Source organism: Microcystis sp. LE19-41.2A, assembly GCF_027530405.1.
GTDB lineage: Bacteria > Cyanobacteriota > Cyanobacteriia > Cyanobacteriales > Microcystaceae > Microcystis > Microcystis aeruginosa.
On sequence record NZ_JAPZQJ010000248.1, the window covers coordinates 1 to 6,766 of the forward strand.

General features: G+C 43.3%; 7 protein-coding genes. 2 read left to right on the plus strand and 5 right to left on the minus strand.

The window, feature by feature from the left end; genetic code table 11:
- Together O9290_RS10995 and O9290_RS11000 are read right to left on the minus strand one after the other, a co-directional pair.
- The coding region (locus O9290_RS10995) for a BrnT family toxin (protein ID WP_288054865.1) at positions 1 to 261 on the minus strand (261 nt) is incomplete at its 3' end.
- A 561-nt stretch (positions 262 to 822) separates the two neighbouring features.
- A complete protein-coding gene (locus tag O9290_RS11000) occupies positions 823 to 2,247 on the minus strand; it encodes a protein adenylyltransferase SelO (protein WP_052278502.1) in 1,425 nt (474 codons plus the stop codon).
- An 82-nt stretch (positions 2,248 to 2,329) separates the two neighbouring features.
- On the opposite strand from O9290_RS11000, the gene O9290_RS11005 reads away from it, so the two are divergent.
- The gene (locus tag O9290_RS11005; protein WP_002756891.1) at positions 2,330 to 2,587 is read left to right on the plus strand and encodes a CRR7 family NDH-1 assembly protein; all 258 of its coding nucleotides are present in this window, start codon (positions 2,330 to 2,332) and stop codon (positions 2,585 to 2,587) included.
- 173 nt (positions 2,588 to 2,760) lie between these two features.
- The gene (locus O9290_RS11010; protein WP_002756893.1) at positions 2,761 to 3,171 is read left to right on the plus strand and encodes a salt stress protein, Slr1339 family; all 411 of its coding nucleotides are present in this window, start codon (positions 2,761 to 2,763) and stop codon (positions 3,169 to 3,171) included.
- 6 nt (positions 3,172 to 3,177) lie between these two features.
- Here O9290_RS11010 and O9290_RS11015 read toward each other — a convergent pair whose 3' ends face one another.
- The 3 genes from O9290_RS11015 to O9290_RS11025 all read right to left on the minus strand — a co-directional run bounded on the left by O9290_RS11015 (position 3,178) and on the right by O9290_RS11025 (position 6,602).
- Positions 3,178 to 4,407 (minus strand): hypothetical protein, encoded by a 1,230-nt coding sequence (locus O9290_RS11015; protein ID WP_288054869.1) that lies wholly within the window; start codon positions 4,405 to 4,407, stop codon positions 3,178 to 3,180.
- Positions 4,408 to 4,695: 288 nt separating this feature from the next.
- Complete coding sequence (gene menD / locus O9290_RS11020; protein WP_288058560.1) at positions 4,696 to 6,405, minus strand: 2-succinyl-5-enolpyruvyl-6-hydroxy-3-cyclohexene-1-carboxylic-acid synthase; 1,710 nt, start codon at positions 6,403 to 6,405, stop codon at positions 4,696 to 4,698.
- Positions 6,406 to 6,425: 20 nt separating this feature from the next.
- Entirely contained in the window at positions 6,426 to 6,602 is a 177-nt protein-coding gene (locus tag O9290_RS11025; RefSeq protein WP_288058558.1) for a hypothetical protein, read from the minus strand.
- Positions 6,603 to 6,766 lie beyond the last annotated feature (164 nt).

Here is a 6,766-nt window from a genome sequence, read left to right on the forward strand (position 1 = left end):
CTCGAAGTAGGTTCGTTGTTCATATTTCGTCGCTTTTCTTGCAGAAATAATACGGGTGCAATCCTCACGTTCTGTATGGACAACGGCAATCACTCGCCCTTGCAACAAACCGAATGTGACAAAACGCTGCTCTCCATAACCGTAACGATCGTCCTCAACCGTTACAATATCCCCATCAAACACGGCTGGAACATCGGTAAAATCTATTCCGTGCTTACGAAGATTAGCAAGACGTTTTGCTTCATCCCATTCATATTCCATAACCGAACGACAGCTACAATAACCAATTGTAGTTATAAATTGTCGTTACAGCTATCCATGCCAAGCAATTTTTATCGTGAATGAATGCCCCGCAAGCAACTTCAAGCCACTGTCCTAACCGAGGACTTGCCGCATAACTACATATTACAGGTCAACTTTCTGCATAACACTCTCCAGAGTAACGATATGGGTCAACTTTCTGTATATCACTCGATTTAGGCGCAATTGCAAGAAACTTTCCCCATATCACACCCAAAAGCGTGTTAGCCAGAAGAGCTTACTGCAAACAATCTCTTTTCAAGAGACTTATCACAGAAGCTTTCTAGAGTTCTAGCAAAGATTCTTAGATCTGACTGCACTTTGTCACAAAACTTCACTATTATTTTGACACTTTTAATAGTTGGAGCGGAAACATTGATCGCCAAGTCTGGTCAATTTTTGTCCAACGCATTTCAGGAAATGACCTGAATAAGTAGCTAGAGATAATTAATTACACATATTTAATCACCTGTTGCCTCTCCTAACCAAGAAATTAATTTTGCACCACTACTTATTACTTAATTACTGTTTATTTTGTAATTTTATCACTAATTCTTGGAAAGGTTGCCAATCATCTTTATAGGTAATTGCCTCCCAAACCGATTCGATTAGCGGTCTAAGTAAAGCAGTTTTAGGATTATAATGCGTTAAGGTGTTCCCAATTTGAACCAAAGAATCTGAGGGTAATTGATTTAAGACCAAACTATATAATTCTCGCCAACGTTGCCAATCAGCTTTCGGTAAATCCATATTTTCAAGAATTAGAGAACTATTTTCTCGCCAACCGTAATTAAATTGTTCACTTAATTGATAGAAAAAGTCGTGATAACCGAGGCCAGTTTCTTGGAGAACTTCCAGGGTTTTGCTGACCAGTAAAGCAGATTCGGGAGTAAAAATATCCTCAAAACCTAACTTTTTGAGCATCATTTTTTGATAATAAAAATTGTAATGCTGGTCATAGTTAGCCAAAGCCAGATCTAACTCTAACAAGGAGACGACCATGGCCAGGGGAGATTGCAGTAACTCTAGATTTAAGCGACAGATAAAAGGCTGATTGCCATAACTATAACGGCCACCGTAGTCGAAATAGGCCGCCGTAAATTGGGGGTTATAGGAAGGAATAAAAGCGTAGGGACCATAATCGAAACTTTCCCCGGTAATTGACATATTATCGGTATTGAGAACCCCATGACAAAAACCTGCGGCCATCCATTGGGCCGCTAATTTAGCGGTTCTTTCGATTAAAGCGGCGTAAAATTTTAAATAGCGATCGCTATCTTGGGGATTGATTTCAGGATAATAATAAATAATCACATGATCGAGGAGTCTTTTAATTAAATCGCTACGTTTAATATGAAATAAACGCTCAAAAGTCCCGAAACGAATATGAGAATTACTAACTCGAATCATCACCGAAGATCGCGTCGGGGAAGGTTCATCACCGCGCCAGAGGGATTCCCCCGTTTCCACCAAACTGAGACAGCGAGAGGTATTCACCCCTAAACCGCGTAAAGCTTCCCCAGCTAAGACTTCTCTGACTCCACCCTTGAGAGTTAACCTACCGTCCGCATGACGGGAATAGGGAGTCCGTCCCGATCCTTTCGTACCAAAATCGTATAATTTGCCATCAATACCCCTAACTTGACCGTAGAGAAAACCGCGACCATCTCCCAAGAAAGGATTATACTCGCCAAATTGATAACCGTGGTAACGCAGGGCCAAAAAGGGGGTCAGGGATTGAAATTTACCAAAAGCCTCGATAAAATGCTCATCTAAGGTTAATTCTGGCTGAATTCCCACCAAAGGTAATAAAGCATCATTGCGAAAACGAAGGATATGACTGGGAAAATCCGCGGCTGCAACTTGATCATAGTATTGGTCCCCCAAGTCCTGCATGGCGCTTTCGTAAGGGAGACTGAGAAAGGGATTGGTGAGATGGTCTGTCATAGTGGTGGTGTCGATCGAGCGTTGAGGCGATAAAGTGATAAAGATAGCCAAAAAATTTTCCTACTGAGACTATCAAACAGCGATGCCCGATTCTATTATGTATCAAGGGGACTATTTTCTTGTCCTTGAGGCCGATCAACCTGAACAATTCCAGACTCCCGACCAGTTGCGGGATAAGTTAAAAGATTTAATCACCGCAAAACCAGAGATTTGTCCCCGACAATTGGCGAAATTCTCTAGTTTTGAGGAAAAATCTCTCTATCTGCGCGATAATTACTGCGAGTTAGACCTGGGTGAGGAGGGTTATCTACAATGGTATGTGGTCCGTTTGGAAAAATAAGGAAACCCGTTATTCAGTAGTTAGGTGTTAAAAACTGTCAGACACCCCCCTTATCAAGGGGGGATTAAGGGGGGATCCATCTTCAATTTAATTATAACCAGTTACTTAGTTATTAAGGCAGAGGCAATCAGAGCAATTATCTTTTTAACTTTTTACTTTCTAACTTGATCATTATGGGAGAAATAGAAGATTTACTGGCACAAATGAAGGCAGAATACCAGAAACGGGATCAGGAAAAACCGATGCCGTCCCCTTCTTCTCGCCAAGAAAAAGATCGTTCCCCGGCCGAATTTAAGGTTAATTATGCCAGCGATTCTGCTACCGATGCGCTTTTAAAAGCTTTAGCCTTAGAAAACCAAGCAAGGCAACAACAGGAGGCAGCGGAAAAAGAAAAAGCGGCGGCATTAAAAAAGCAGCGTAAGCGAGAAGCTTTAACTAGAAAGGCAAAGCAATGGTTAGATAAATTAGATGCCAAATCGGAGGAAGGACGCTGGTTTGAGGAGTTTTCATATAGCTACGATTCTCCTTTAGAAGCGGCGATTACTTATCTAGAAGCTTTGGGAGAAGTGGACATTTCTAAATGATCAGGTCTAATTTAAAGTTGTGGGTAAATTTGCTTGGTCAAAAACTCGATTATGCCACCAAATATTATCACCGGCTAGAATATTTGTGCCGTAACGAGGGACGATGCCATAAACAGTGCCGGGGTCATAATCCAAAGCTTGACTGATGAGATTGTAGAGACGTTGTAGATCAAAACCCCGGGGGTCACAATGGGGATATTTTCCTTGATTAATCAGAAAACTATCTACGGCAAAATGGCTGACAATTTGCGGTAATTGTCCCGTTTGTAAGGCTGCGAGGAGATAATATTTCGCCGTTTGTTGGTATTGAAAATCGCTGTAACCGGGGAGGGGTTGCAAGCGTCCTTTGGTCAAACAGTGGGATCCCGGCGCTTGTACCAGTTCAATGTTAACGCTGGAGATAACCCGACGATTTCTTTCGGCAAAAACTGGTCGCAAGCGATCGCAATTAGGGTGAGATAGCTGCTGACAAATCGCTTCTGTTGCCCATAATGCGGTGCTTTTTGCCCCATCAAAGTAATTTGTGGGATATTCTTTGACTAAACGCCTAAAGACGGCTTCTGAAGGCGTATTTAACCAAATTCTTGCTCTTTTTTCTAACTCAGGAGCCGATCGCGTACTCAAAGGAACACCCTCTAAAGCAAGTGCAAAACCCTTGACGCGGATAGTTTCTGGGGTAAGTTGCCACAGTTGACGCACTAATTGATCTCTGGTGTCTGCGGGCAGCATTTCGGCCGCTTGTTCATAAAAAGTGGCAGTGGGACGGTGACGTTCAAAAAAAGGCCGGGCGATCGAGTCTAAAATATCTCTATCCCTGGAATTCGGTTTGCGGGGGATGTAAACATTCGGACCCAATTTCATCGGACCGCGAGCATATTTTTTCTGTTCTTCGATGTTACCCGCAGTCATACTCCAAGCTGTATCGTGGAGAATAAACAAGGGAGAGCGTTCGAGGGTTAATTCGGTTTCTGGCGGGGCAATTTGCAAAAATTCGGCGATTTTCTGCTTTTCTAACTCATCTAGGCTCTTACCGGCTAAATTCTCCCCCACAGTGGAGGGATTAAAAATATTTATGGTGGCAGTGGAGAGACTAGAGGTATTCAGTTTTAAAATCAGTAGGGACAAGACCAAGCTAATCACCAAAGAAGTCACTCCCGATCGCCATTGTTCCGGGGGAAAGATAGAATATCTAGGGAGAGAAAATTGTCTTGATTTTTGCCGTCTTTGTCGATTCATCGGACTCTTTTAACTCTTTCCACCCATTGTATTCACTTTCTCGAAAAAGGGAATTAATACTAAATCCGTTGAGTATAGGCTACATAAGTAGGTGGGTGGAATTAAATATAAGATGAACGTAGGTTGGGTTGAAGAATGAAACCCAACGCCCGCATGGGTTACGCTACCGCTAACCCATCCTACAAATAATTGTGCCTCCCTACTTATCAGGATAGGCAATAGGCAATAGGCAATAGGCAATAGGCAGCTTTATTCTCCCCACTTCCCCACTTCCCCACACCCCACACCCTACACATAATTACTGAGGAACCATTGGGTATTAAAAGCTCGATCGCAGGATATTTCTAGTAATCTTATGCCTGATTCCGGCAAAACTGCGATTTTTTGCTCAAAATCAGTCCAATCGCTGATTAAATGGTAATCAATACCGTAGGTGCGACAGAGTTGGCAAAAGTCGATATTTTGGGGAGTGACAAAAAATTCTTCAAAGGGAGGGTCAAATTTGGCGATCGGCAACATCTGGAAAATGCCTCCCCCCTTGTTATTGATTAAAATTATGGTCAAGGAGCCAACAAAATATTTTTTGATTAAAAAACCATTTGTATCGTGTAATAGGGCTAAATCTCCCGTTAATAGCAGACTGGGGACATTTTTATAAGCTATTCCTATCGCAGTGGAGAGGTTGCCGTCGATGCCATTGGCCCCGCGGTTAAAATAGGGACGAATTTGGCGATCGCTAGGCGGGTTAAAAAACTCGGCATAGCGAACAGGCATACTATTAGAGATAAAGATCGGGGTACGGGGGGGGAGGTATTGGGAGAGCAGCCAGGGGATTTTACCTTCAATCAGTTTAGTTTCTGCTGCCAAAAGGCGATCGATGGTTAATCGAGCTTGCTGGTCGAATTTTTGCCATAATTGCCGATATTCTCGATTATTATCGGTTTTATCTGGGAATAGATCCCCTAATTGCTCGATATTTCCCCTGAGATGTCCGGTTTTTCCCTGTAGAGGATCGTAATTATCGGGATGGGGATCGATAATCCAGCGCGGACAGTCGATTTCTTCTAACCAGGTCCGTAATTCTTTGCTGGTGGGTAATTCGCCAATTTGCAGGACAACATCGGGGGTTAATTGGGTCCTAAGGGCAGGATTCCGCAATAATAAATCATAGGTAGTGATGAGATGGGGATTTAACCCTGCATAGTTTCGCAGAGGAGATAAAGCTTCCGCTAAGACGGGATATTGTTGCGATCGGGCTAAATTAGCGATCGCCTGACAGTAACTTTCAGGGTTTTGCGGGGAAGCTAATCCCGCGATGATAATTCCTTTGGAGGGTAAAGAATTAATTTGGAGAATTGAGTGGTTAATTGGCATATTTTGCCGAGATATATGGCTAAAAAAAGCCTCTTGGTCAAAATTAGCCTCTAAATTGTTAATTTCTAGATCGGGAGTTGGTGCGAGGGGATCCCGAAATGGTAAGTTGAGATGCACCACTCCGGGGACAGGATCGAGACAGCGCCACCACGCGTGGATGATAGTTTGACGGAGATAGCGTAAACGCTCGATATTGGCACTAGGACAGCTAATTTCCGCTTGCCAATTTGGATAATTACCGTAGAGTTTGACTTGATCGATAGTCTGACCGGCGTGAGCATGACGCAATTCTGGGGGGCGATCGGCGGTTAGAATTAATAAAGGGACATGACTTTCTTTTGCTTCAATGACTGCGGGATAAAAATTAGCCGTGGCAGTGCCAGAAGTGCAGACTAAAACCACCGGTTGATATAATTGTTTGGCTAATCCCAGGGCAAAAAAGGCGGCCGAGCGCTCGTCTAAGATGGGAATAGCTTCAATCTGGGGATGTCTTGCCAAGGCTACCGTTAAAGGAGTCGATCGCGATCCGGGAGAAACCACCCCTATCTTCAATCCCAAACGGGCCAATGTTTCGACTAAAATAGAACCCCAAAGTGTATTAAGATTGCGAAAATCGATCGACATTTATCAGTTCAGTGCAAAGGTTAGGGGACAATAAGTTGACATCCTCGCCGCCGTAAAACGGACGGCGATTCCTCACCACGCCACTTTTTTAGGGTGGTCGCTGAACGGGGTTGACGCAGATAGCGAAAAACGCTTAATTGTTTAAGTCTGACACTTTCTCCACGTCCGTTTTGAGTGTCCGAATGCCCTCCGTCCACTTTGAACAAGTCGAAAAAATCTAATGTTCAACCTTATTTCCTAGAAAGTTTTACTCGTTCAAGGCCGAATTTGAAGTCTTTTCTGAACGAAACCCCCTACTATCTGTGGTCAAGGTTCGGTTTTTAGCTTGGTTATCGCTTTTTGCATTGTAGCTTAAAGCCGT

Coding starts and splice junctions, on each gene's coding strand:
- O9290_RS11010 (WP_002756893.1), top strand. CDS start 2,761: ATGGGAGAAATAGAAGATTTACTGGCACAAATGAAGGCAGAATACCAG.
- O9290_RS11000 (WP_052278502.1), bottom strand. CDS start 2,247: ATGACAGACCATCTCACCAATCCCTTTCTCAGTCTCCCTTACGAAAGC.
- menD (WP_288058560.1), bottom strand. CDS start 6,405: ATGTCGATCGATTTTCGCAATCTTAATACACTTTGGGGTTCTATTTTA.
- O9290_RS11015 (WP_288054869.1), bottom strand. CDS start 4,407: ATGAATCGACAAAGACGGCAAAAATCAAGACAATTTTCTCTCCCTAGA.
- O9290_RS11005 (WP_002756891.1), top strand. CDS start 2,330: ATGCCCGATTCTATTATGTATCAAGGGGACTATTTTCTTGTCCTTGAG.